Origin of the sequence: Pararhizobium sp. (genome assembly GCF_035497515.1) — a bacterium.
In the GTDB taxonomy this organism is placed as follows: Bacteria; Pseudomonadota; Alphaproteobacteria; order Rhizobiales; family Rhizobiaceae; genus Pararhizobium.
Genome location: NZ_DATJDJ010000112.1, coordinates 72533 through 97536 on the forward strand (window position 1 = coordinate 72533; position 25004 = coordinate 97536).

A 25004-nucleotide genomic window follows, 5' to 3' on the forward strand; every position below is an offset into this window, starting at 1 on the left:
TATTTCAACGAAGTAAAAGAGTGTCACGTCATCAGTTCCGATAGCTGTGTCCGTGAAAAACTTGAGGCATGCTTCGGAAGAAATCAACAATTCCCGGTTTTCCGGCATGTTTAATTGCCGATATCCTTAATGTGGATCGGCGGGATACAGTCAAAGTTCTCCGCGCAAACAAGGCCGACTTGACGTTGACCACCGGCCTTCAAGCCTGGAAGACGCTTTCCAGCGCCGCGACACACAGCAGCCGCGGCATGAAATCGCCGGTCGCCCGATTCTCGCCCCCGCTTCAGGCAGCCGCGCTGGCGATCTCACCGTCGGTTCGAAAGAGTTTTTCGAACTCCGTGGCTTCCCGCTGCCAGTCATGAATGAAGGACGGCCGCTCGTCGCTGAAATAATGCGCCTTCTGGCTGCCGGACAACTGATCGACGAAGGAAAACCCGAAGAAATCGGAACGATCGAGAAAACCGCGCAGATGTTTCATATAATTGGCAACCGCAAATCCCGCGCTCGGCGTCGCCTCCAGAATCTTTGCCGCGAGAATATAGGCGTCACGCGGGAAATAAGCGAAGCGCTGCCCCGCTGTCGCCATTTTCAGGACCGGCTCCCAGTCCCGCGATTCGAACACGTGGAAAGCATGCCGTTGAACCAGAAGACCATTGTTCGCCTGCATTTGGGCATTGGATTCGGACGAAATCAAATAGGTCTGGAACAGGATGTCCGTCCTTGATCCATAATCCTCGTCGAAAGGCGGATCGACGACGAAATCGTTGAAACGGATCACGATATCATGCGTATCGATCCGTTCTCCATTCCGGCTGCCCAGTTCGACCGGTGAATTGCCGACGACAGCGACACTCTTGCTCGTGTCGGCGAGAAGCTCCGCCAATTCCTTGCGTCCGCGCTGGAACGCCGTGAACAGGTTGGCGCGCGCCTTGAGCTTGGGCGACATCGACAGGCCGTTGCGCACCAGAAAATACGCCAGCGGCAGGAGCCCGAGCGCATCGCGCTCGATCCTGGCCTTTTCCTTGGCAAAGCGCTTCTTGACGAAATCCAGTTTGCCGAGCTCGCCGGCAACGGAATAGAACAGTTCCCGCAATTCCGCGTGCTTGGGGAACTCCCGACAGTGCAGGTTCAGTTCCCGCACCAGTTCGCTGGTCGGACCGGAAAACAGCGTCCGATAGCGGATGACGATAGCGCGGAAAGCCGGATCGTTCCAGCATTCCTGGGCCTGCACCGCATCGAGAAGCCGCAGGGCATCCTGGTCGAACCGGCGGCAGAGTGCGTTGAGGAGGACATCTTCCTGATCCCGGATCCAGTCCGGAACCCCTTCGATCGTATTCCGCTCGCGAAACTCGAAGGCATGGCTATGATGATTGAGATGAACGAGCTTGCAGGCGAAGAAGAAGCTGACACTGGAAGCCATCACGGGACCATGGTCTTCCAGCACTTTCCGCAAAGCCTGCGCGGCAAGGGCATGGGAAGTCTCCATCTCTCCCCACTGGGTCTGATAGGCGGCTTCCCTCAGCCATGGCCACCAGCCTTCGGTTTCCTCGCGCCCATTCCAGATATGCTGCTGGCGTGCAACCTGCATCAGGAGCTTGGCAAAGATGATGGAAGCCGGCTTGTTCAACCGCGTCCTGGCAAGGATTTCCATGCCGATCTCGACATCGCCATTTCCGAAAAAGGCGAGGCAGGCATTGCGGGCATAAGGCAGGCGCTCGCCATGCTGAGCAAGCAGTTCCTTCCAGAGAACGGAGGCCTCGGCACAATTGCGCCGTGTCGTTGCATCGTTCGCACGCTGCAGCAAAGTACGACGCGGCGGAATGATGTACGTCGAGGGTGGCGGCATGACGTCCGTATCGTTGAAGGTCCATTGCGGCTGCTCGTCCATCCAGGCGAACAGCTTCTCATACTCGCCCCGATTGCTCAGCGCCCATTTGACGAGCGTGTTCGCGTCGGCCAGATCCTGCGCGATCGGGATCTCCACCCCGGCGCTTTCCAGGAGGTCCTCGAACTTGTGGCAGTTTCCAGCGATGGGAACAAACGGGATGCGGGCGCGGCAGGCCGCATACATTCCATGGTGCCGCCCGGTAACCAGCAGCTTCGCCGTACGCAGGCTGCGGACGAAGGACGACCACGAATGCTTGCGCATGTCGATATTGATCCAGCCCTTGGTCTTTGACTTGGGAAGCCAGACAAAGCCGAACTGCGGCGCATAGACATCGGTCACGACAATGGACTGCTTGAGATCGACGGCGGCGACCGTCTCATCGATCTCGGTGAAATAACTCAAATCGATAAAATGCGGGATCTCGAGATTGTGCCGCTCCAGGAGATCGCGCGAACTCGCAACGCCGCGCACCCAGAAGCCGTCGAGATTGGCGAGGCAATCATCGTAACCGCGCGGATTGTTATCCCAGACGGTATTGATCAGATAAGTCTGCTTGCCGCGTTCCTGCGCCAAGCGGATTTCATGCATCTTGCTGAGGAAGTTCTTGCGGCCATGATGCATCGAGCCTTCGCCGTTGACGACGAGCGCATCGAAATCATCCTTCGGGCCGACGATTACGCCCCGCTGAGCAATGATTGCCTGGATGACATCCGTGACAGCCTCGCAGCCGCAATGTTCCTCGCTGTGGTCGCCCAAAAAACGAATTCGCGTCGGAACCTTCATCAACCAAACTTGCCTTTATCTGGGTCTTCCCGTCTTGACTGTTCGAATGCCCCGCGGCTTCGACCAATCACAATCAAAGCACCGGTAAATCAGGCGTGTGTCACGTTCAATTGAAATTATGTGTGCCGGCACGCCGCTTGAACGTGCCGGGAGGGTTATACAACACATTTTTGAACTGATTGTTCCCCAGAAATAAAGTGCCTGCCTTACACTTACTGCATCTTTGCAGGTCGCCGCGGACGAAATTGGACTGATCGACTCCGGGGAACCAGCCCCACCAGATGGCAAGGCGGCGCAGATGAGGCTTCGGCGCGCGCGGTGACACCATGCAGCGAATGATGGGTGCGGAGCATGAGCACGAATGGATTGGGTTCGGACTTGACCAGATCGGGGCCCGAACCGCGGTGTCGGCCATTTCATCTCTCCCGTGCAATCCATGGCAGCATGTCGGGCGGCACTCTCGTCGTTGGTCTTCTGGCGAGCAAGCATGCAGTGTCGGTCGGGGACGACCGTTTTTTGGTCCATTCCACCCGGTTTTCACGCGGCTCACCTTCAGTTTTCAGCCGGTTTCTCCGGGCCAGAAAATCCAGAAGCAGCCTTTACCGAAGGATGGAAATACCTTCCGCACCGAGTTTTTTACAACGCAAGACTTTACAGCGCGATTCTTTTCTATCATTAACCCTGCTCTGGCAGGAAGCTAGGGCGGACGATTGCATGCAGATAGCTATCATTCCGGCGCGTGGTGGAAGCAAGCGCATCCCGCGGAAAAACATCAAGCTGTTCGGCGGTCAACCGATGATCGCCTGGCCTATTCGCGCTGCCTTGTCGAGCCAACTCTTCGACCATGTCATCGTTTCGACCGATGACGACGAGATCGCGGAAGTTGCAATCGCCGCGGGCGCAAGCGTGCCGTTCCGGCGCCCGGCCGAGTTCTCCAATGATCACAGCCCGGCCCGCGACGCGATCAACGACACGATTTCGCAAGCCGAATCGTGCTTTGGCAAGCGGGTCGTCTCGGCATGCTGCATCTACGCAACCAGCCCGCTCATCGAGGCGGAGGATCTGGTCGCTGCCCGCGCCCTTCTCGACCAGCCGCCGGTCCCGAATTTCGTCTTTGCCGCCGCGACCTATCCGCATCCGGTACAGCGCGCCATGCTGCGCGATGGCGCGCTGGGTGTCACCATGCTGTACCCGGAGTACCAGAAGACCCGCAGCCAGGATCTGCCCGAGGCGTTCCACGATGCCGGACAGTTCTACTGGGGCTGGCGCGATGCCTTCATGGATCGGCATCCGATGTTTTCACCGCTGTCGCGTCCCTATCTCCTGCCGCGCAGCCGCGTTCAGGATATCGACACGCCGGAGGACTGGGAGTTCGCCGAACTGCTGTTTGCGATCAAGAATGGAGTGGCACGCACCGGATGACCTTGCCTGTCGTATTTCGTTGCAACGCCAGTTCGCGTGTTGGCCTGGGTCACCTGATGCGGTGCCGGGAGATGGCGCGTCTTTTGACCGAGGCAGGCCATGCCTGCACCATCGTCGGCCCGTCCGAGGATCTGCGCGAGCCCAATGACGACACCCTGTTCGTTCGCTGGATCCCAATGTCGGGCGAGCAAGGCCCCGAGCAGGACGCCAGGGACTTCATCGCCATCTGCCGCGAGGCCGGCGCGGTTCACGCCGTGATGGACGATTATCGCGTCGATCCTGCCTACCAGGCCAGCCTGAAGGCGCAGGGCATCCGTTTCATGCAGCAGTTCGACGCCAGCAAGCCGTGGGACTTTCACGCGGATATCATCGTCAATTCGAGCCCTTACGAGCGGGCGGAAGACTATGCCACTTATGTCAAGAACCCGGACGCACAACTGCTTCTCGGGCCGAAATACGCGGTCCTGCGTCCTGAATTCAGCGAACTGGATATCCGCCCGGCCGGCCGGCCGGTGCGGCGTATCCTCGTCTCCTTCGGCGGCGGCGACGACCTCGGCGCGATCCGGCTGACATTGGACGCGCTTGCTGACACAGCGGGCGCCGAGGGCGTGACCGCCGTGATCGTTTCCGGCAACAGCAACCCCCGCAATGCAGAGCACGCGGCCCATGTCGCGACGCTGCCACCGGGCCGTGCGGAATTTCACATCCACCCAAAAAATGTCGCCGTCCTGATGAATTGTTGCGATCTCGTCATAATTGCGGGCGGAACCATGAGCTATGAGGCCGCTCTGTGTACCTTGCCGATGGTGCTGATCGCGCTGGCGCCCAACCAGTTGCGCCCATGCCGCGGCTGGGCGGAGCAGACCGGAGCCGAGATGCTCGGCACGGTCGATACGGTTACGGTGGAGATGATTCGCGACGCCCTGGAGGCATTGGTGTCCGACACGGCGCGCAGGACGGACATGGCGCTTCGCGGACAGGCGATGGTGGATAAATCCGGAGGGCAGCGCCTGGTCTCGGCCCTCCTTGAGAGAGATGAAATATGACGAAGACGGCTCTTGTTCTCGGTACCAATGCAGGTCAGGCGGATCTGATCCGCCATCTGAAGTCGATCGGCTGGACAGTGATCGGCTGCTCGCCGATCGTCGGCGAAGTCGGCCAGCAGTTCTGTGACGTCGTGGAGCACATCAATATCGTCGATCTCGATGCACTCGAGGCCGTGGCGCGCAAGCACAAGGTCGACATCATCTATTCGATCTCGTCCGACGTGGCGATCAAGTCGGTCGTGGCGCTGAGCGAGCGCATGGGCCTGCCGCATTTCTTCGACAGCGCCTTCATCGACCTGCTTGACAACAAGGCAACCCTTCGCGCTTTCCTGAAGCAGCATGACCTGAGCCCCGTCCCCTTCATGCAGGTATCATCGGTCGAGGAAGCCGCCGGCTGGACCGATTTCCCCTGCGTCGTCAAACCGGTCGACGGCCAAGGCCAGCGCGGCGTCCTCAAGGTTTCCAATGCGGCCGAACTCAATGCGGCCATCGTCCATGGACTGGAAATTTCCCGGTCGAAGAAGGCTATCGTCGAAGCCTATCTGGACGGCGTCGAAGTCTCCTGTAACGTGCTGATCAACAACGGCAAGACGGAAATGAAGGCCCTGTCGGAGCGTCTCGTGCACAAGGACCTGGCTCTCGGCCTGCCGGCCGGCCATCTCATCCCGCCGATCCACATCACCGAAAAACAGCAGCGGGAAGCGCTGGCGCTGGTCGATGCGATCCTGGCCAGGATGAACCACAAGGCCGGCGTGCTCTATTTCCAGATGATCATCACCAGGGAAGGCCCGCGCGTCGTCGAAATCGCGCCGCGTCTCGACGGCTGCCATATGTGGCGGCTGATCAAGGCCTCGTATGGCGCCGATCTCATCGAAATGACCGTGGATACCCTGACGGGCAAGCAGGTCAACCATGTCGCGCCCGAATATTCCGGCCCGAACATGGAACTGATGTTCCAGCAGATGCCTCCGGGCGACGGCCTCGACAGAAGCAGGTTCCCCAAGCCTGTCAACGCGGTCTACCACGAATACCGCTATGATGACGGCGAGGCTGTCCGCGCCGTGAACGGCACGCTGGAAGTCGTTGGCTACTATGTGCGGGAGTCCGCATGAAGATTGAAACCGGCACGATCGCGGTCACCGGCGGTTCAGGCTTCATCGGCCGATATCTCGTCGATGACCTGAAGGCGGCCGGTTATATGCCCATCGTGCTGGGCCGCGATGGAGTGGATGGTGGCGACCGTCGCCAGACGGATTACAGCCGCGACAGCCTCAAGGCAGCACTTCAGGGTGTCGATGCCGTCGTGCATCTCGCCGGCCGCCGCATGACCCGCGAGGACGACCCGAACGACGTCACGCCGTTTCTCAGTCCCAATGTCGAGGCCGTCGCCGACCTGATGACCGCCTGCAGGGCGGTGGGCGTCAAGAAGGTCGTCTACGCCTCGACGATCGCCGTCTATTCTCCATCGAGCGGCCTGCCCTATCGCGAGACCTCGCCCACGCGGCCGATCAATGCCTATGCCCTGTCGAAACTGATGGGCGAATCCTGCGTCGAGATGATGGGACGGATTCTTGGCCTCGCCGCCCTGTCGCTGCGTTTTGCCGCCGTGTACGGCCACGGCGAAAAAGGCACGCCCGCACTGATGAAATTCATCGACCAGGCCGGCCGGCGCGAAACGCTCGTACTGAAGGGAAATATGGACTACCGCATCGATCAAGTTTACATCCGTGATGCGACTGCCGCAATTTTGTCATCTCTGCGTGCACCTTGCGCGGGGGGAGTTTTCAATATCGGCGGCGGCCGGGCCTTGCCGGTGCTGGAAATCGCTGAAACCGTCAATGCCGTCTTCGACAATGACGGCAATCTTTCTATCGAAGATGAAGTGAAGAAAAAGGCGCCCCGAACCGTTATGGATCTGGAGGCAGCCCGCGCAGAACTGGGATGGGAACCGCGCTACTCCTTGCGCGGTGGTCTCGAAGATTTTCGCAATACGCGCCATCGCGCGGCCTGACAGGCTGAAAAGCCGCGATATTTCATTTGAAAGGTGTTTTCGCATGCTCACACTGAAGGACGAACTTGGCGCTGCGCACGGCTTCAAGGTGGATGGATCACCCTTCATCATCGCCGAAATGTCGGGCAATCATAATGCGTCCCTGCAGCGCGCCCTGGAGATCGTCGATGCGGCAGCCGCCACCGGGGCGCATGCGCTGAAGATCCAGACCTTCACAGCCGACAGCATGACGCTCGACATGGACGAGGGCGAATTCTCCATCAAGGATCCGAAGTCGCTCTGGGCCGGACGCCGTCTCTATGATCTCTATGAGGAAGCCAAGACGCCTGCCGAATGGCACAAGCCGATCTTCGATCGCGCGAAGGAAAAGGGCATTCTCTGCTTCTCGACCCCGTTCAGCGACGACGCGGTCGAACTGCTCGAATCCCTCGATGCACCCTGCTACAAGATCGCATCCTTCGAATTGACCGACATTCCGCTGATCAAGACCGTCGCGCGCACCAAGAAGCCGATGATCATGTCCACCGGCATGGCGACGATCGCCGAAATCGAGGAAGCTGTCGAAGCGGCACTTTCCAATGGCTGTACCAACCTGACGCTGCTCAAGTGCACCTCGAGCTATCCGGCATCGCCCGAGAACACCAACCTGGTCACGATCCCGCAGATCCAGAAGACGTTCGGCGTCAATGTCGGCCTCTCGGATCACACGCTCGGTATCGGCGCGTCGGTTGCCGCGATCGCGCTCGGCGCCAGCGTCATCGAGAAGCATTTCATCATCGACCGCAGCGAAGGTGGCGTCGATTCCGCCTTCTCGCTGGAGCCGGACGAATTCAAGAGTCTGGTCGAGGAAACCGAACGTGCCTACCTGGCGCTCGGCCACATCCATTTCGGCGGCACCGCGTCCGAAATGGCAGGTCGCAAGAAGCGCCGCTCGCTCTATATCGGCGAAGACCTGAAGGCCGGTGACGTCCTGACGGAGACGTCGCTGCGCCGTATCCGCCCAGGCTCGGGCCTTGCGCCGAAATACTACGAAATGCTGCTCGGCCGCCGCATCGGCCGCGACGTCAGCCGTGGTACGCCGATGAGCTGGGACCTGCTGGAGAGGAACGACGTTTGACACAGAAAGCAGTACACGCCAAAACCGGCCTCCTTTCGCGCATCACACACGATCTTCTCTACCATACGCCCCGCGTGGTGGGTGGGTGGCTTGCCGACCTGAAAATGTCTCGCCTTGCCCTACCCGCGCTCAAGATCGCGGACAAGAACGGCCCGGCTACACTTCGAATGCTCCGCCAACTTGAAAAGATGAGCCGGATCGCCGGAAATTTTGACGCGGCTGAAGATTACAAGGCGCGGCTGGCCAACGGCAAGCTGCTGAAGCGTATCAGGCTCAAGGACTTTCACAGGATTTTCGTCCGTCTCGCTCAACTGGAGAAAATGGACAGGACCGCGCCATTCGAAGTGGGTCGGCTAATCTCCCGGGAAATCGTACAGGAAAGCGGACGACGCCGGCTGTTGAAGGCCGCTCTGGCGGTCCGGAAAAAATATCCACGCAGCGTCTATCTCATTCACATCGTCACCATGTGTGAGGCGATGAAAGGGGAATACCGCAAAGCAAGCCAGACGGTTGCCCGTGAATTGCAGAGACCTCATCTGGCGGATAACCCGATAGAAAAGCGCCGTTTCACCGCCCTGCGCAACTGCTGGCGAACCGTCGACCAGATCGCCCGCGATCAAATGGATTTCGTCGATGATTCAATGAATTACGGCAATATCGTCGATAAGGGCGAGCTCAAGGCGGAACAATTAACCGCGGATTCCGTCGAGAACGGCCAGCAGCCGGATTCCACGAATTACAAGGAAGCGCTCGTCGAAAAAGAGGTGTTCGAACAGGAGGCCGCGACGACGCAGGATGCCGAGCAGCAGGCGCTTCCAGAAGTGACCCAACAGCTCCTTCGGTTCAAGGAGCATTATCTCCAGGGACGTCTGCACACAGAATATCTCGATGCATGTGACCGCGACTTCCATGAAGCGCCGACATTGCAGACGAAGCTGAACGTGATCGGAGAAATGCTCCGTCAAGGCGTGCGACGCGTCACCAGCTATGCCGACGCATACGATCTTGCGAGAAAGCGGGTGCTTGAGCTTATCGAGGAAAACCCCGACATTTTCCAGCGTAGCGACAAGAAAGCTGGCGGGCCGAGGCAGGTTGTTTCCGAACTCTGCGCGATGCTCAATCTCACCCGGAAGCTGGGGCTCACGGACGAGAGCGAGCAGATTATCCGCAGATGCGTCAGCCTTTCCCGCAAAGTCATGTATCAGCCGTCGATCTGGCCTGCCGCCGCGGAAATTTCGTCCGAAATGGCGGACATCAAGCATGCCAACACGATCATCGCCCATGTGGCTCACCTGCAGCCGACCAGGGCGCTGGACGTGAAAAGCTACTTCCGCTGGGCAAAAAGCTCAGGCCGCTACAAGGACGCGGTCGCGATGTTCAACACATTGCCCCAACGGTTCCGACTGATGCCGTGCTCGCTCGAATACGTCAATATCGTCGAGCGGCAGGGCAGGTTCAAGGACGCCGTCACGATCGTTTATAACATCTATGGCCAGCTGCTGTCCCAACCTGGCCGTTTCTCGCCGACATTGAGCTATCAGCTCATCAATCGTATCGGCGAACTGAAATTCCTCGAGAAGACGGCGACGATCTTTTCAAGCGTCCCGCAGCCCAGGAACCCCAAGGGCGTCGTTCTGGTATCGCCCCGCAATATCAGCCAGTTGCGGCTTTATCCTATCCAGGTCCTGATGGAGATGAAGCGGCAGGGCTGGGCCGTCGTCCCGACGGTCGAGGGGCTTCTTCCAATCGAAAAGACCGGGATTGCCGTGATCGACGCCATGAACGGCGCCGTCATGCGCATGAGTTCCATTCACCCCAGCCGTGCGAAAATCCTGCCGGATGTCGCCGACTTTACGTTCGAGCCGGCGACTGGCCGCCTACGGTGGGGTGATCTGGATCTGTCGCATCCGATCTGGGAGGATGCGGCGATCAACCGTCGTTGCTACAATGTCGATTACGGCTGCCCATCCCTGCAGCGCTATATCAGCGGACTGGCGAGCTGGACACGATGTACGGCCCGGGTTCTGGACTATGCTCTGGGCGTCCAGCAGCAGACGGGCCTGCGTTTTGCGACCATGTCCCTTTACAACAATCGCCTGCCGGACTCCCTGCATCGTTTCTTCTGTGACCGGAGAGGCAATTCCGAGACCTTCTTCTTCCTGCATGCCGCCAATGGTTATCAGAACTACTTCACGAACTTTTCCACCAACGTGTCCCAGCGCCTCGTGCTGCGAAACATGACGCGCTACAAGAACGTTCGCTCCGCAAGCTTTCCCGTGCCGGAGAATTTCGAGCGCTATTATGAGGAGCGCCGCCTCGAGGCGCCGGAAATGCTGGAACGCTTCGAAAACGTCACGCGGGTGAAGCGTTCGACAAGCGGCGTCAAAATACCTCCGCCGGAGGCGCTGGAAGCCAGGGAGAAAATCGCCGCATGGCGCGCGAAGGGCGGCAAGGTTGCCTGCGCCTTCGGCAAGGTGGTCTGTGATTCAGGCCTGCCGTTCGACGGCGGCCCGGCCCATGCCAACATGCAGGACTGGATCAACCATTGCGTCGATGCCGTCGATGGCAGCAATACGCTTCTGCTGATCAAGCCGCATCCGCATGAGATGAACAACGAGATCGCGACCTTCCCGAATGAGCTCTTCACGGACCTCATCAAGAATCCGTCGAGCGAAAACGTCATGGTTCTGGGCCATCGCTGGTTTGATATGCATGACATGGAGCAACTGATCGATATCGGCCTCATCTATAACGGCACGACGACGATCGAGCTTGGCATCATGGGCATTCCTTGCATTCTTGCCGGACATTTTGCCCCGATCGACTACCCGATCGGACATCCCGTCCCCAAGGACCGTGCGGACTTCGAGCGCATGCTTCGCTTCGAGAAGCCGATCGTGATGGCGGAAGACATTCGCGAGCGGGCAGCCTGCTGGCTGACCTACATGGCCAGCGACAATTTCACCCTGCCATACCGCTACCACACGCGACCCGTGACCAATAAAACGCTGTATCCACCAACCTGGTACAGCGAAGATTTGAAGAAAACGGACGATCCGGCCGTATTAGAACTGACCGCGCGTGCGCTCGGAACCGGAAAGGAACCCGGCGCCGAAAACAGCCATATATTTGTTCCTCCGATGCAATTGAGCGCTTAGGCGATAACGAGAAGTTTTGAACCCATGTTTGATCTTTCTTCCATTTTCGATAAATTGTTTCCGATTTGCCGAAGCATAACGGGACCCGGCCTGCGGGAAAGCCTTGAAATTCTTGGTGAATACATGCCGCTCGAAATGCATGGCGTTGCCAGCGGCGAAACCGTCCTGGACTGGACGGTTCCCGATGAGTGGTCTGTCGAAAGCGCTAGGCTGATCGGACCGGATGGAAATGTCGTTTGCGACTTTGCGCAAAACAATCTCCATCTCGTGAACTATTCGATCCCGCACTCGGCTACCCTGTCTTTGGCCGATCTGCAGCCACACCTGCATTCCTTGCCGCATCTGCCGGACGCCATTCCCTATGTCACCAGCTATTACAGCCCTCGCTGGGGTTTTTGCCTCACTCATCGCGAGCGCGAAGAGCTGCAGGAGGGGCAATATGTCGTCGACATCCGCACGAAGCTGCAACCGGGAGCGGTGAATTTCGCCACATCCGTGCTGCCGGGTGAATCCGACAAGACGATCCTGATATCGTCCTATCTCTGCCATCCAAGCATGGCCAACAACGAGCTGTCCGGGCCGCTGGGTCTGCTGCGCATGTACGAGCGGATCAAGGCGATGCCGTATCGGCGTCACACCTATCTCTTCCTGCTCTGCCCGGAAACGATCGGATCGATCTGCTATCTCAGCCGCTTCGGCGAGGAGATCGGCAAGCGGCTCGTGGGCGGCCTGGTGCTGACATGCCTTGGCGGTCACCGCGATACGCTGAGCTTCAAGATGTCGCGGCAGGATTGGGTGGGCACGCCCGGTCCCATCGACTCGCTCGCAAGAACCTTTGCGACCTGGTATCCGAAGAAATTCGAAATCCGCGAATTCACGCCGATATCCGGTTCGGATGAACGGCAGTTCTGCTCTCCGGGCTTCAACCTTCCGGTTATCCAGGCGGCCCGCACGGTCTACGGCCAGTTTGTCGAATATCATACCTCCGCCGATGACAAGCGGTTCATGCGCATCGAACAGGTGGAGCGCGCCGCCGATGCGCTTGCCGAATTCATCGAAGTGTTCGATCTCCACGACAGTCATCTGGAAAACACACACCCTCACGGCGAGCCTCAACTCGGCCGGCGCGGACTCTACCCGACCATCAACTCACCGATGAACCGGGGAAGCTCCAGCGATGGCTTTACCGATCATCGCACGACGCTGAATCGTCTTCTGATGATGTTGTCGCTCGCCGATGGAAAACGCGGCCTTCTGGAAATTGCCGCGAAAATCGGCTGCGGTGCCGATCAATTGATGCCAATTTTGCGGGAACTGCAGAAAATGGACATGATCAAGACGGTGGCGAAGGTTTAAAGGCAAAAGAGGGAAATTGCCGTGACGGAAAATTTGACGCGCCATTGGCGGGACGCCGGAATCAATGAGAACGACATCGTTCTCATCCACAGCAGCATCAAAAGAACGTGTGGTCTCGGTTATACACCGACCCAGATTCTCCAGTCGTTCATCGATGCCGTCGGGCCCGGCGGCACGGTGATCTTTCCGTTGTTCAACTTCGACTTCTGCAAGGGTGCCGATTTCGACATCCGCGAAACGCCATCCCACATGGGCACGCTGACCGAAGCCGCGCGCGCCTCTCCCGGTGCCGTGCGGACCGGTCATCCCGTCTACTCCTTTGCGGTCATCGGCGCGGCGAAGGACCAGTTTGCCGGGATCGTCAACAAGAGCGCCTATGGCAAGGATTCTCCGTTCGCAAAAATCATCGAACTGGACGGCAAGGTTGCCGTTCTGGATATGCCTGGCCAGAACAGTATGACGTTTTACCACCACGTCGAGGAAATATGCGACGTGCCCTACCGCTATCACAAGGATTTCACCGGGAACTACACGGGATGGGACGGCAAGACGGATACCAGGACCTTCTCGATCTTCGTCCGCGACCTCGAAAAAGGCGTTTTAACGGATGTCGAAGGCATGGAGAAGCGGTTGTGGGAAGAAAAAATATATAGTGGAGACAAGCCGAAGGAAGGGAACGGCCTGCGCGTTGCCAGGGCATCCGAACTCTTCAAGGCCGTAAAATCGGTCATCGATGCCGGACAGGCGGAGGGCGTTCTGTTCAGCTATAGTAAAGCTTGAGGAAAGCTCAAAATCGCGTTCGCGATCCACTTCACAGGACTTACGCACTTCAGGGGTATTGTTTCCGTTTTACACCCAGATGGATAACAGGGACGCTATCGGGCAATCGCTCATGCGGACAACCCATGTGACGGGTTATGCAATAAATCAAAAGAGTGAGAACGATGTTTAACGACAAGAATATCCTGATTACCGGTGGCACCGGAAGCTTCGGCAAGAAATATGTCAGCACACTTCTTTCCCGTTACAATCCCCGCAAGATCATCGTGTACTCGCGCGACGAACTGAAGCAATACGAAATGGCGCAGACCTACAACTCGCCGCAGATGCGTTATCTGATCGGCGACGTCCGGGATGGTCAGCGCCTGGCGGTTGCCATGGAAGGTGTCGATTACGTCATTCACGCAGCCGCCCTGAAGCAGGTTCCGGCCGCCGAATACAATCCGCTCGAATGCATCAAGACCAATGTCGACGGTGCGCAGAACGTCATCACCGCGGCGCTGCACAACAACGTCACCAAGGTCATCGCCCTGTCGACCGACAAGGCCGCCAACCCGATCAACCTCTACGGCGCCAGCAAGCTCGCCTCCGACAAGCTTTTCGTCGCCGCCAACAACATGACCGGCTCGAAGAAGACCCGCTTCGGCGTCGTGCGCTACGGCAACGTCGTCGGTTCGCGCGGTTCGGTCGTTCCGTTCTTCGAAAACCTGGTTGCCCAGGGCGCCAAGAGCCTGCCGATCACCGATGCCGACATGACCCGCTTCTGGATTTCGCTGCAGCAGGGCGTCGATTTCGTTCTGAAGAACTTCGAGCGCATGCACGGCGGCGAAATCTTCGTTCCGAAGATCCCATCGGTTCGTGTCACCGATCTCGCCACCGCGATGGCACCGGGTCTCCCGCACGAAATCATCGGCATCCGCCCGGGCGAGAAGCTGCATGAAGTCATGTGCCCGGCCGACGACAGCCACCTGACGCTGGAATTTGCCGATCACTTCGTCATCCAGCCGACGATCAAGTTCCACGACCGCGACGTCCAGTTCAACGTCAACGCGCTTGGCGAAAAGGGTGTTCCGGTCGAGCGCGGCCATGGTTACGAGTCGGGCAGCAACCCGCACTTCATGACCGTCGAAGAAATCCGCGAATTCAACAAGATCGCCCAGCAATGATCCCTTACGGCCGTCAGGATATCAGCGAAGCGGACATCGAAGCCGTCCGCACCACCCTTCTGAGCGATTTCATCACTCAGGGACCGGCGATCGCGGCTTTCGAAGCCGCGATTTCGGGCTATTGCGGCAGCGCCTTCGGCGTTGCCATGAGTTCCGCGACGGCCGCATTGCATGTGGCGTGCATGGCGCTGGATCTTGGGCCAGGCGACTGGCTCTGGACGTCGCCGATCACCTTCGTCGCCTCCTCGAACGCCGCGCTCTATTGCGGCGCTCAGGTCGATTTCGTCGATATCGACAAAACCACCTACAACATGTGCCTCGATACGTTGGAAGCCAAGTTGCAAGTGGCCGAGCGCGACGGCAAGCTGCCGAAGATCGTCGTCCCCGTTCATTTCGCCGGCCAGTCCTGCGACATGGTCCGCCTCGGCAAGCTGCGCGACAAATATGGCTTCCGCATCATCGAGGATGCCAGCCACGCGATCGGCGGCAGCTATCACAACGCGCCGGTCGGCAATTGCGCCTATAGCGATATCTGCGTCTTCTCATTCCATCCGGTGAAGATCATCACGACGGCGGAAGGCGGCCTTGCCACCACCAACGATCCGGAACTGGCGCACCGCCTGTTTACGCTGCGCACGCATGGCATCACCCGCGACGCCTCCCGCATGGAAAATGGATCGGAAGGCCCGTGGTATTACGAGCAGCTGGAGCTCGGTTACAACTACCGGATGACCGATCTTCAGGCGGCACTGGGCACCAGCCAGTTTGCCCGGCTGGATTCGTTCATCGACGCCCGGCACGAACGCCGCGTGATCTACGATCGCGCACTCGCCGACCTGCCGTTGACCCTGCCTCATGAGCCGGATTTCCAGCGGTCGGGCCTGCATCTCTACCCAATCCTTTTGACGGACCATGCTCCGGTCAATCGCCTGGAGGCGTTCAACGCGCTGCGCGCCGCCGGCATCGGCGTCAACGTCCATTACATCCCGGTCTATCGCCAGCCGTATTATGTCCGCATGGGTTTCGACCGCGCGTCGTTCCCCAACGCGGAGGACTATTACAGCCGGACGATTTCCATCCCGATGTATGCGCAGCTCACAGAAGCCGACCAGAACACGGTCATTTCGGCACTGAAGACCGTCCTCGGGTAAAACCGCTCTCATCTGGCCGGAACCGCCTGTCCGGTTCCGGCCAGTGAAGCACGCTCGATGAGATTGCAATCCATCTTGGTCAGCGGATAGGTCTGCGCCGTGCGCGGCGTCATCGTTTCCAGTTGTCCGATCGCCCATGCGCCCATCGCCCGATGTGGCAGGATCAGCGTGGAAAGCTGCGGCCGCACATGGCGGCAGAGCTCGTCATCGTCATACCCGATCACCGAGACATCCTGCGGAATATTCAAGCCTGCATCGCGCAAGGCGTTGTAGCAGCCCGACGCCATCCTGTCGTTCTGGCAGAAGAACGCTGTCGGCCGCTCCTTCAGCGCCAGGAACCGCTGCGTCGCCTCAAACCCGGAGGTCGGCGACCAGTTTCCCTCCGCCACCAGATCCGCATCATAGGCAATGCCGGCCTTGGCAAGCGCTTTCCTGTAACCTTTCAACCGGTCCTGCGTCGCCGACATGAAGGGTTCGCCGATTATGGTGGCAATGCGGCGATGGCCAAGCCGGATCAGGGCATTGGTCGCATCGAAGCCACCGGCCGTTTCATCGGGCACGACAGAGGGAAACGAGTGATCCGCCGAGAAGCAGTTGAGCAGGACGATCGGCACCGGCAGATCGTGGAGAAACTCCGGCGGCGTGACCTGGCGGGTGAAGATGGTCATGTAGATCAGCCCGTCGATGCCGCCGCGCAGCATGGTCTCGACCGCCTTTTTCTCCATGTCCGAATTGCCCATGCTCTGGGCGACGAGGATGGTCACGCCCTCTTCCCAGCAGGCCTGCCGCGCGCCCTCGATCGCGTTGACCGCTTCGGGACTGGTGGCGAGCTGGTCACACAGGAAGCCGATCGAGCCGCTTCGAATATTCTTCAGGAGCGGCCGATGGATGAGCGATGCGGCACCATATCCGAGACTGCGGGCGGCCTCGATGACCTTGCCGCGGGTTTCGGCGGAAATCTTCACGCCGGTCGCGTTGTTCAGCACGAAGGACACGGTCGCTTGCGAGCATCCCGCGAGCCTCGCCACATCAGTCATCGTCACGCGGCGCGGCGGTTTTTCATGTTTCGTTTTCGTCACAGGCTGCTCCTGAATCCCGCCTCAGGCTACTTTATTAATTCTCATAAGCATATTGACTAATAATTATTAATTGAACTACCCTCACCTTATCAAGGAGGACAGGACATGACCATCAATGCACCGGTGCAGTTCGACATCGAAACCAATCTGAAGACCCTCCAGGCGGACGGCATTACCGGCCTGAAGGGTGCGTTCCCCACCGAATGGGCGGATGCGATGAAGGAAGACATGATGAATGCCTTCTGGTCGGCCATCCAGCGTCCGGGAAGTGCTGTCGGGCGCGGGCCGCGCCGATGGTACGTGGAAATCCATCCGCAGGATTTTCGCGGCTTCGCCGACCTCATCATGCATCCTTGGGTGATCGCCATGTGCGAAAACGCGCTGGGACCGGATTACCAGATCGTCGAGATCGGTTTCGACGTGCCGTTCGAAGGCGCGCGTTACCAGCCCTGGCATCGCGACTTCCCTTCGCCATCAGACACATATGTCGATCACCGCATCACCTCGCTGGCCTTCAACCTCACCGGGGTCGATGTCACCCCCGACATGGGACCGTTCGAGGTCGCCCCAGGCACGCAGTGGGACGACGGGCGGGAGTGGAAACACGAAATGTTTCCCGACAAGGCGCTCTGGGGCCGTTACCAGGAGCGGGCGGTCCGCAAGTTTCCACAGCGCGGCGACATTTCCTGCCGCTCGGCGCTCACCATGCATCGCGGCACCGAGCATCTGTCCCCGATCGCCCGGCCAGTCATGGTTCTGGGCGTCGATGCGCCCGGCGCCGGGCATGCCGAACTGCACGACATGATGGTGACGCAGGACTATTACGACGCCCTGCCGGAAAAGGCGCGCAAGCATCTCGTCTGCCGAGTCGTCGAAAAACTCGAGCCGATCGTACAGAAGCACGATATCGAAGGCCTCGTCATGGGCGCGGACCCGGCCTGAACCTTCCCGAAACCGAGCGCGCGGCGGGGCCTGACCGGCGCTCGCCGCCCCTCGCCCTCATACCAAAGTTTTCGCCGGTCACGCCCGCATCTGCGATCGGCGATTTCCTTCAAGCCCGTTTCCGGGTAAGCAGAGGGCAGAGACGACCGGAGGCGGCATGCGCGACATTATCGAGACTGTGGAAGCCAAGCGCGCCGAGGCCCGTCTGGGCGGCGGCCAGAAGCGGATCGACGCCCAGCATGCCAAGGGCAAGCTGACGGCGCGTGAACGCATCGAGGTGATGCTCGACGAAGGCTCCTTCGAAGAATACGACATGTATGTCACCCACCGCGCGGTCGATTTCGGCATGGCAGGGCAAAAGGTCGCCGGAGATGGCGTCGTTACCGGCTGGGGCACGATCAACGGCCGCCAGGTCTATGTCTTCTCCCAGGACTTCACCGTGCTCGGCGGCTCTCTCTCCGAGACCCATGCGCAGAAGATCTGCAAGATCATGGACATGGCCATGCGCAATGGCGCGCCGGTGATCGGCCTCAACGACAGTGGTGGCGCCCGTATCCAGGAAGGCGTCGCCTCGCTTGCCGGCTATGCCGAAGTGTTCCGCCGCAATGCCGAGGCCTCCGGCGTCATCCCGCAGATTTCCGTCATCATGGGCCCTTGCGCCGGCGGTGCCGTCTATTCGCCTGCGATGACCGATTTCATCTTCATGGTGCGTGATTCTTCCTACATGTTCGTCACCGGCCCCGACGTGGTGAAAACCGTCACCAACGAAATCGTCACCGCTGAAGAACTCGGCGGCGCCGGCACCCACACGAAAAAATCCTCCGTTGCCGATGCCGCCTATGAAAACGATATCGAGACACTGGAACAGGTCCGCCTGCTGTTCGATTTCCTGCCCCTCAACAATCGCGAGAAGCCGCCGGTCCGTCCGTTCCACGACGACCCGGCCCGCATCGAAAGCCGGCTCGACACGCTGATCCCGGATAGCTCGACCAAGCCCTACGACATGAAGGAACTGATCCTGGCCATCGCCGACGAAGGCGATTTCTTCGAGCTGCAGCAGGCCTTTGCGAAGAATATCATCACCGGCTTCATCCGCATCGAAGGCCAGAGCGTCGGCGTCGTCGCCAACCAGCCGATGGCGCTGGCCGGCTGCCTGGACATCGATTCGTCACGCAAGGCCGCCCGCTTCGTCCGCTTCTGCGACGCCTTCTCCATTCCCATCCTGACGCTGGTCGATGTGCCCGGCTTCCTGCCCGGTGTCGCGCAGGAATATGGCGGCGTCATCAAGCACGGTGCCAAGCTGCTGTTTGCCTACAGCGAAGCCACCGTGCCGATGGTGACGCTGATCACGCGCAAGGCCTATGGCGGCGCCTATGACGTCATGGCATCGAAACATATCGGCGCAGACGTCAACTATGCCTGGCCGACCGCCGAGATCGCAGTGATGGGCGCCAAGGGCGCGACCGAGATTCTCTATCGCTCCGAACTGGGCGACCCGGACAAGATCGCCGCCCGCACTGCCGAGTACGAGGTCAACTTCGCCAATCCCTTCAAGGCCGCCGAACGCGGTTTCATCGACGAGGTGATCATGCCGCATTCCTCGCGCAAACGTATCGCCCGCGCCTTCGCCTCGCTGAGGAACAAGCGCAAGGAACAGCTGTGGCGCAAGCACGACACGATCCCGTTGTGAGGTGAAGATGCCCAGCACACTAATGTCGCCATCCTCGTGCTTGACCCGAGGATGACGGAGAGAATTCAGACCAGCCGGCTATGCTGCCCTTCCCGCATGCGTCGCCACCATCAAGGACCCGTCCATGACCGAAAAATCCCCCGCCGATAATTTTCCCGCCGGCTATGAAGTCCCCAAGCTCTGGACTTGGGACAAGGGCAATGGCGGCGCCTTTGCCAATATCAACCGACCGATCGCAGGTCCCACCCATGACAAGGTGCTGCCGGTCGGAAAACATCCGCTGCAGCTCTATTCGCTGGCGACGCCGAATGGCGTCAAGGTGACGATCATGCTGGAGGAATTGCTGGCCGCCGGCCATGCGGGCGCCGAATACGATGCCTGGCTGATCCGGATCGGCGATGGCGACCAGTTCGGTTCCGGTTTCGTCGATGTCAATCCGAACTCGAAGATCCCGGCCCTGATGGACCATTCGGCGCCTGAACCGACCCGCGTCTTCGAAAGCGGCTCGATCCTGCTCTATCTCGCCCAAAAATTCGACGCCTTCCTGCCTGGAGATCACAAGGCCCGCACGGAGACGATGAACTGGCTGTTCTGGCAGATGGCGTCCGCGCCCTATCTCGGTGGCGGGTTCGGCCATTTCTATGCCTATGCGCCGATGCATATCCAGTATGCGATCGACCGTTTCGCCATGGAGGTGAAGCGCCAGCTCGACGTGCTCGACCGGCATCTGGCCGACAACCGCTATCTCGGCGGCGCGGAATACACCATCGCCGACATCGCCACCTGGCCCTGGTACGGCAACCTGGCGCAGGGCAAGCAATATGGCGATTCCGGCGCCTTCCTCGACGTCCAGAGCTACAGGCATGTCCAGCGCTGGACCGCCGAGATCGCCGAACGTCCGGCCGTCAAGCGCGGCCGCATGGTCAACCGGGTGATGGGTGATCCGGCCGAACAATTGCACGAGCGCCACGACGCCTCCGACTTCGAGACGAAGACGCAGGACAAGATCGCCCCGACCGACGCGGCAAAGGCGTAAGGAGAAACAAGATGGCCAAACGGACCGAGATGACGAAACACCGGGGCTTCCCCTCCGGCCTGCCCGGCCATGGCCATCATTTCACTATCCGCAGACCGAACGAGAAGGCGGTTACCCCGCTGAAACCGCTGACCCGCCTCGCGCGTCCAAACACGACCGGGCAGAAGGTCGATGCCGCTTTCCTGCATGCCCTCTGGCATCATTTCGGCACGGAACCGTTCGAGCGCGGCAATCTCGATGCCGGGCGGCTCAACCTCCTGTTCGGCCGCGAGGTCATCCCCGCCGAAAGCCCCTTCGACCCCGCATCCTACGAAGCCCTGCTGCAGATCGACGAACGGGTGGCGCGCAAGAGCTTTCCGGAATCGTTCGAAGACGTGTTCGAGGTGTGACGCGATGGCCAAGACCCCCGAAATGCCCAAGCATCGCGGCTTTCCGGCCGGCCTGCTCGGAACGCAATGGCAATTCACCCTGCGCCGGGCGAACTCCAGGGTGACCCCTTTGACCGCCTGGCCGCGGCAGCGCACCATGGATCAGACTGTCGCGCTCGCGGATATTGGCTTTGTCCAGGCCCTCTGGCAGTATTTCGGCACGACGCCGTTCCAGCGGGGTAATCTGGACGGAGAGCGGCTCTGCCGCCTGTTCGGCCGCGAACTGCTGCCGGCGGAAAGGGGCTTCGATCCGGCGTCCTACGAGGCATTGCTGAAATTCAACGAGCCGTTGGCCCGCAAGAATTTCCCGCAGGCTTTCGAGGATGAGAAGAAGGATGCTGCCACGGCGCGCGGCATCAAGAAAACCGCCGAATGAGCGAGGTCAGCCATCCATGATCAAGAAAATCCTCATTGCCAACCGTGGCGAGATCGCCTGCCGGGTCATCCGGACGGCGCGGAAGATGGGTATTGCGACGGTCGCGGTCTATTCGGATGCCGATCGTGATGCGCTGCATGTGAAAATGGCCGACGAGGCGGTGCATATCGGGCCGGCGCCGTCGAACCAGTCCTATATCGTCATCGACCGGATCCTCGATGCGATCCGCCAGACCGGGGCCGATGCGGTGCATCCGGGCTACGGCTTCCTGTCGGAAAACGCCGTTTTTGCTGCCGCGCTGGAAAAGGCGGGCGTCGCTTTCATCGGCCCGCCGGTCGGCGCGATCCAGGCGATGGGCGACAAGATCACCTCGAAAAAGCTCGCCGCCGAAGCCGGTGTATCCACCGTGCCCGGCCATATGGGGCTGATCGCGGATGCCGACGAGGCGGTGAAGATCGCCAGCGAGATCGGTTATCCCGTGATGATCAAGGCGTCTGCCGGCGGCGGCGGCAAGGGCATGCGCATCGCCTTTGACGACGCGGAGGCGCGCGAGGGTTTCCAATCCTCGAAGAACGAGGCGAAAGCCTCCTTCGGCGACGATCGCATCTTCATCGAGAAATTCGTCACCCAGCCGCGCCATATCGAAATCCAGGTGCTCGGCGATATCAACGGCACAGTGCTCTATCTCGGCGAGCGCGAATGCTCGATCCAGCGGCGCAACCAGAAGGTCATCGAGGAAGCGCCGTCGCCCTTCCTCGACCCGAAAACGCGCAAAGCCATGGGCGAGCAGGCCGTCGCGCTGGCAAAGGCGGTCGGCTATTACTCGGCGGGTACGGTCGAATTCATCGTCGATGGCGATCGCAATTTCTACTTTCTCGAAATGAACACCCGCCTGCAAGTCGAGCATCCGGTGACGGAGCTGATCACCGGCATCGATCTCGTGGAGCAGATGATCCGCGTCGCCGCCGGGGAAAAGCTTTCCTTCGGTCAGGCGGATATCCGGCTCGATGGCTGGGCGATCGAAAGCCGGCTTTATGCCGAGGATCCCTATCGCAATTTCCTGCCCTCGATTGGGCGTCTCACCCGCTATCGCCCACCGCAGGAAGGCCCGCAACCGGATGGCACCGTGGTGCGCAACGATACCGGCGTGTTCGAGGGCGGCGAAATCTCGATGTATTACGATCCGATGGTCGCCAAGCTCTGCACCTGGGCGCCGGACAGATTGACTGCCGTCGATGCGATGAGTGCGGCGCTCGACAATTTCGAAGTCGAGGGCATCGGCCACAACCTGCCCTTCCTGTCGGCGGTCATGCAGCATGAGCGCTTTCGCGAGGGAAGGCTCACCACCGCCTTCATCGCCGAGGAATTTCCCGAAGGCTTCCAGGGCGTCGAACCGGACCCCGCCTCGGGCCGGACGCTTGCCGCCGTCGCAGCGCTCGTTCACCAGGCGCTGCAGAGCCGGGCGGCGCAGATTTCCGGCACGATCGGCAATCATCGCCGCGTCATCGGCAAGGACTGGGTCGTCAGCTTTGCCGGCCGGGAACAGGCGTTGACGCTCGATTATTCCGCCGATGGCGCCTATGTCGAGATGGACGGCGGCATTCGCCTGGCCGTCGCCGGCGACTGGACGCCCGGCCGCAGCCATGCCCGGTTCAATGTCGATGGTACCGCCATGGGCGTCAAGATCGACCTCGTCGGCACCGGTATCCGGCTGCGCTGGCGCGGCATGGATGTCACCGCCCATGTCCGCAGCCCGCGCGTGGCCGAGCTTGCTCGGCTGATGCCGAAGAAGCTGCCGCAGGATACGTCGAAGATGCTGCTCTGCCCGATGCCCGGCGTTATCACCACGGTTACGGTAACCGCTGGAGAAGCCGTCGAAGCCGGCCAGGCGCTCGCCACCGTCGAGGCGATGAAGATGGAGAACATCCTGCGCGCCGAACGCCGCGGCACCGTCAAGCGCGTGGCCGTGGCTGCGGGTGCGAGCCTTGCGGTGGATGAGTTGATCATGGAGTTCGAGTGATGTCCGACAAGACGATCGAAGACTGGTCCGCCCTTGCCGAACGCGAACTGAAAGCCTCGCCGGATGCCCTGACCTGGCAGACGCCGGAAGGCATCGCCGTCAAGCCGCTCTATACCGAGACCGATCTCGAAGCTGTTGATCATCTCGGCTCGCTGCCGGGCCTTGCGCCGTTCACCCGCGGGCCGCGTGCCACCATGTATGCCGGCCGGCCCTGGACCATCCGTCAATATGCGGGCTTCTCCACCGCCGAAGCCTCGAATGCCTTCTATCGCAAGGCGCTGGCGAGCGGTCAGCAGGGCGTTTCCGTCGCCTTCGATCTTGCCACCCATCGCGGCTATGATTCGGACCACCGCCGAGTCGAGGGCGATGTCGGCAAGGCCGGCGTGGCGATCGACAGTGTCGAGGACATGAAGATCCTGTTCGACGGCATTCCGCTCGAAAAAATCTCGGTGTCGATGACCATGAACGGCGCGGTCATCCCGATCCTTGCCTCCTTCATCGTCGCGGGCGAGGAACAGGGCGTGTCGCGGGCGCAATTGTCCGGCACCATCCAGAACGACATCCTCAAGGAGTTCATGGTCCGCAACACCTATATCTATCCGCCCGAGCCCTCGATGCGGATCGTCGCCGATATCATCGACTATACCGCCCGCGAAATGCCGAAATTCAATTCGATCTCGATCTCCGGCTACCACATGCAGGAAGCGGGTGCGACGCTTGTGCAGGAACTGGCCTTCACCCTTGCCGACGGGCGAGAATATGTCCGTGCGGCCATCGCCAAGGGTCTTGATGTTGATGCCTTCGCCGGCCGCCTGTCGTTCTTCTTCGCCATCGGCATGAACTTCTTCATGGAAGCCGCCAAGCTCCGGGCCGCCCGCCTGCTCTGGACCCGGATCATGCAGGAGTTCCAGCCGAAGAAGCAGTCGTCGCTGATGCTGCGCACCCATTGCCAGACCTCCGGCGTTTCGCTCCAGGAACAGGACCCCTACAACAACATCGTCCGCACCGCGTTCGAGGCCATGTCGGCGGTGCTCGGCGGCACGCAGTCGCTGCACACCAATTCCTTCGACGAGGCGATCGCGCTGCCGACGGAATTTTCCTCGCGTATTGCCCGCAACACGCAGTTGATCCTGCAGCACGAAACCGGCGTGACGAAGGTGGTCGATCCGCTGGCCGGCTCCTACTATGTCGAAAGCCTGACGTCGGAGCTTGCTGAAAAAGCCTGGGCGCTGATCGAGGAGGTCGAGGTGCTCGGCGGCATGACCAAGGCCGTCACTGAGGGCCTGCCCAAGCGGCTGATCGAGGAGGCCGCCACCCGCCGCCAGGCGGCCGTCGACAAGGGCGAGGACGTCATCGTCGGCGTCAACAGGTACCGGCTGGAAACCGAGGACGATCTCGACATTCTCGACATCGACAATGCCGCCGTGCGTGCCGCCCAGATCAGGCGTATCGAGGAGACCAGGCGCCGCCGCAGTGCAAGCGAGGTCGCCGCGGCACTTGCCGCCCTCACCGGGGTCGCCCGCACCGGCACCGGCAATATTCTCGAGGCCGCCGT

19 protein-coding genes are annotated in these 25004 nt (G+C 60.2%); 17 read left to right on the top strand and 2 right to left on the bottom strand.

Annotated elements, in window-relative coordinates:
- Positions 1–283 precede the first annotated feature (283 nt).
- Positions 284–2644, bottom strand: a complete 2361-nt coding sequence (locus VL202_RS12310; protein ID WP_325464402.1) for a glycosyltransferase family 29 protein — start codon at positions 2642–2644, stop codon at positions 284–286.
- Positions 2645–3385: 741 nt separating this feature from the next.
- On the opposite strand from VL202_RS12310, the gene pseF reads away from it, so the two are divergent.
- From pseF to pseC, 10 genes are all read left to right on the top strand, one after another.
- Complete coding sequence (gene pseF, locus VL202_RS12315) at positions 3386–4093, top strand: pseudaminic acid cytidylyltransferase (RefSeq protein ID WP_325464403.1); 708 nt, start codon at positions 3386–3388, stop codon at positions 4091–4093.
- Complete coding sequence (gene pseG / locus VL202_RS12320; protein WP_325464404.1) at positions 4090–5139, top strand: UDP-2,4-diacetamido-2,4,6-trideoxy-beta-L-altropyranose hydrolase; 1050 nt, start codon at positions 4090–4092, stop codon at positions 5137–5139. Before pseF ends, pseG begins: the two co-directional genes overlap by 4 nt.
- Positions 5136–6251 carry an ATP-grasp domain-containing protein gene (locus VL202_RS12325; protein ID WP_325464405.1) on the top strand — a complete coding sequence of 372 codons (1116 nt, stop codon included), beginning with the start codon at positions 5136–5138 and terminating at the stop codon, positions 6249–6251. Before pseG ends, VL202_RS12325 begins: the two co-directional genes overlap by 4 nt.
- Positions 6248–7150, top strand: coding sequence for an NAD(P)-dependent oxidoreductase (locus VL202_RS12330; RefSeq protein WP_325464406.1), 903 nt, complete (start codon positions 6248–6250; stop codon positions 7148–7150). Before VL202_RS12325 ends, VL202_RS12330 begins: the two co-directional genes overlap by 4 nt.
- A gap of 43 nt (positions 7151–7193) precedes the next feature.
- Complete coding sequence (gene pseI, locus VL202_RS12335; RefSeq protein ID WP_325464407.1) at positions 7194–8267, top strand: pseudaminic acid synthase; 1074 nt, start codon at positions 7194–7196, stop codon at positions 8265–8267.
- Entirely contained in the window at positions 8264–11425 is a 3162-nt protein-coding gene (locus VL202_RS12340; protein WP_325464408.1) for a hypothetical protein, read from the top strand. Before pseI ends, VL202_RS12340 begins: the two co-directional genes overlap by 4 nt.
- A 24-nt stretch (positions 11426–11449) precedes the next feature.
- The gene (locus tag VL202_RS12345) at positions 11450–12781 is read left to right on the top strand and encodes a DUF4910 domain-containing protein (protein ID WP_325464409.1); all 1332 of its coding nucleotides are present in this window, start codon (positions 11450–11452) and stop codon (positions 12779–12781) included.
- A gap of 21 nt (positions 12782–12802) precedes the next feature.
- The gene (locus VL202_RS12350) at positions 12803–13561 is read left to right on the top strand and encodes an AAC(3) family N-acetyltransferase (RefSeq protein ID WP_325464410.1); all 759 of its coding nucleotides are present in this window, start codon (positions 12803–12805) and stop codon (positions 13559–13561) included.
- Positions 13562–13725: 164 nt separating this feature from the next.
- Positions 13726–14727, top strand: a complete 1002-nt coding sequence (pseB, locus tag VL202_RS12355; RefSeq protein ID WP_325464411.1) for a UDP-N-acetylglucosamine 4,6-dehydratase (inverting) — start codon at positions 13726–13728, stop codon at positions 14725–14727.
- A complete protein-coding gene (gene pseC, locus VL202_RS12360; RefSeq protein WP_325464412.1) occupies positions 14724–15878 on the top strand; it encodes a UDP-4-amino-4,6-dideoxy-N-acetyl-beta-L-altrosamine transaminase in 1155 nt (384 codons plus the stop codon). The genes pseB and pseC overlap by 4 nt, the downstream gene beginning before the upstream one ends.
- Positions 15879–15886: 8 nt before the next feature.
- On the opposite strand, the gene VL202_RS12365 is transcribed toward pseC, so the two are convergent.
- On the bottom strand, positions 15887–16957 hold the full coding sequence (locus tag VL202_RS12365; protein WP_325464413.1) for a LacI family DNA-binding transcriptional regulator: 1071 nt from the start codon (positions 16955–16957) through the stop codon (positions 15887–15889).
- Positions 16958–17062: 105 nt separating this feature from the next.
- Between VL202_RS12365 and VL202_RS12370 the strand changes: the two genes are divergently transcribed.
- From VL202_RS12370 to scpA, 7 genes are all read left to right on the top strand, one after another.
- Positions 17063–17899 carry a phytanoyl-CoA dioxygenase family protein gene (locus VL202_RS12370; protein WP_325464414.1) on the top strand — a complete coding sequence of 279 codons (837 nt, stop codon included), beginning with the start codon at positions 17063–17065 and terminating at the stop codon, positions 17897–17899.
- 157 nt (positions 17900–18056) lie between these two features.
- Entirely contained in the window at positions 18057–19589 is a 1533-nt protein-coding gene (locus VL202_RS12375) for an acyl-CoA carboxylase subunit beta (protein WP_325464415.1), read from the top strand.
- A gap of 124 nt (positions 19590–19713) precedes the next feature.
- The gene (gene yghU / locus VL202_RS12380; RefSeq protein WP_325464416.1) at positions 19714–20625 is read left to right on the top strand and encodes a glutathione-dependent disulfide-bond oxidoreductase; all 912 of its coding nucleotides are present in this window, start codon (positions 19714–19716) and stop codon (positions 20623–20625) included.
- 11 nt (positions 20626–20636) lie between these two features.
- Positions 20637–21014: a hypothetical protein gene (locus VL202_RS12385; protein ID WP_325464417.1), complete on the top strand. Its 378-nt coding sequence runs from the start codon at positions 20637–20639 to the stop codon at positions 21012–21014.
- 4 nt (positions 21015–21018) lie between these two features.
- Positions 21019–21429, top strand: a complete 411-nt coding sequence (locus VL202_RS12390) for a hypothetical protein (protein ID WP_325464418.1) — start codon at positions 21019–21021, stop codon at positions 21427–21429.
- Positions 21430–21445: 16 nt separating this feature from the next.
- A complete protein-coding gene (locus tag VL202_RS12395) occupies positions 21446–23449 on the top strand; it encodes an acetyl/propionyl/methylcrotonyl-CoA carboxylase subunit alpha (RefSeq protein ID WP_325464419.1) in 2004 nt (667 codons plus the stop codon).
- The coding region (scpA, locus tag VL202_RS12400; protein WP_325464420.1) for a methylmalonyl-CoA mutase at positions 23449–25004 on the top strand (1556 nt) is incomplete at its 3' end. The genes VL202_RS12395 and scpA, both read left to right, overlap by 1 nt.

Excerpts from the sequence above, each read along its gene's own strand:
- pseF (WP_325464403.1), top strand. The coding sequence starts at position 3,386 with ATGCAGATAGCTATCATTCCGGCGCGTGGTGGAAGCAAGCGCATCCCG.
- pseG (WP_325464404.1), top strand. The coding sequence starts at position 4,090 with ATGACCTTGCCTGTCGTATTTCGTTGCAACGCCAGTTCGCGTGTTGGC.
- VL202_RS12325 (WP_325464405.1), top strand. The coding sequence starts at position 5,136 with ATGACGAAGACGGCTCTTGTTCTCGGTACCAATGCAGGTCAGGCGGAT.
- VL202_RS12330 (WP_325464406.1), top strand. The coding sequence starts at position 6,248 with ATGAAGATTGAAACCGGCACGATCGCGGTCACCGGCGGTTCAGGCTTC.
- pseI (WP_325464407.1), top strand. The coding sequence starts at position 7,194 with ATGCTCACACTGAAGGACGAACTTGGCGCTGCGCACGGCTTCAAGGTG.
- VL202_RS12345 (WP_325464409.1), top strand. The coding sequence starts at position 11,450 with ATGTTTGATCTTTCTTCCATTTTCGATAAATTGTTTCCGATTTGCCGA.
- pseB (WP_325464411.1), top strand. The coding sequence starts at position 13,726 with ATGTTTAACGACAAGAATATCCTGATTACCGGTGGCACCGGAAGCTTC.
- pseC (WP_325464412.1), top strand. The coding sequence starts at position 14,724 with ATGATCCCTTACGGCCGTCAGGATATCAGCGAAGCGGACATCGAAGCC.
- VL202_RS12370 (WP_325464414.1), top strand. The coding sequence starts at position 17,063 with ATGACCATCAATGCACCGGTGCAGTTCGACATCGAAACCAATCTGAAG.
- VL202_RS12375 (WP_325464415.1), top strand. The coding sequence starts at position 18,057 with ATGCGCGACATTATCGAGACTGTGGAAGCCAAGCGCGCCGAGGCCCGT.
- yghU (WP_325464416.1), top strand. The coding sequence starts at position 19,714 with ATGACCGAAAAATCCCCCGCCGATAATTTTCCCGCCGGCTATGAAGTC.
- VL202_RS12385 (WP_325464417.1), top strand. The coding sequence starts at position 20,637 with ATGGCCAAACGGACCGAGATGACGAAACACCGGGGCTTCCCCTCCGGC.
- VL202_RS12390 (WP_325464418.1), top strand. The coding sequence starts at position 21,019 with ATGGCCAAGACCCCCGAAATGCCCAAGCATCGCGGCTTTCCGGCCGGC.
- VL202_RS12395 (WP_325464419.1), top strand. The coding sequence starts at position 21,446 with ATGATCAAGAAAATCCTCATTGCCAACCGTGGCGAGATCGCCTGCCGG.